This window comes from Brevibacillus invocatus, from assembly GCF_003710915.1.
In the GTDB taxonomy this organism is placed as follows: domain Bacteria; phylum Bacillota; class Bacilli; order Brevibacillales; family Brevibacillaceae; genus Brevibacillus; species Brevibacillus invocatus.
The window spans coordinates 1-583 of sequence record NZ_RHHR01000088.1 but is presented as its reverse complement, the minus strand read 5'-3'; the positions used below and the strand labels follow the sequence as shown (position 1 = coordinate 583).

Sequence of the window (583 nt, the reverse complement as noted above, 5' to 3'; positions counted from 1 at the left end):
ACGATTTTGAATAAAAGGGAACCTTTATCTGATTATGAGTACGCCGAAATTCAGCAACATCCGTTAATTGGTTACAATATCTTGCAAATTAAAATCTTGAAAGAGAAAGAAATTGATAACATCGCTCTCTATCATCATGAAAGAATTGACGGAAAAGGGTATCCCTACGGTAAAAGAGGGGAACAAATCCCGCTGGTGGCAAAGATCATGTCAGTAGCCGATACGTACGACGCGATGACGACAAAACGACCTTATAGAGCAGATCTTCCAATCGAGTACGCTATCCAGCAGCTACGTAACGGAATTGGTACACACTATGATGGGGAGATCGTTCATGCGTTTATTTCGGGTCGATGATGGTGAAACCATACCTGTCATTGAGTACAATTCATATCTGACCATTTTCATCCTATTCATTTTCATTTATATTCTTTTTTACCTCATGCAACGCACAGGCATGAATACTTTGTACGCTTGCAATCTATGTGAAGACAGAAGGAGAGACAATTTTGAAACGTTCATTTAGTCTTAAACTGGTCCTCATTTTTTCATCCATTTTATTGCTGTTCGGTGCTGCGACAAG

The 583-nt window shown here is 39.5% G+C and carries 1 protein-coding gene; it reads left to right on the top strand.

Annotated elements, in window-relative coordinates; all coding sequences use genetic code 11:
* The coding region (locus EDM52_RS24125) for an HD-GYP domain-containing protein (protein ID WP_148038810.1) at positions 1-357 on the top strand (357 nt) is incomplete at its 5' end.
* Positions 358-583 lie beyond the last annotated feature (226 nt).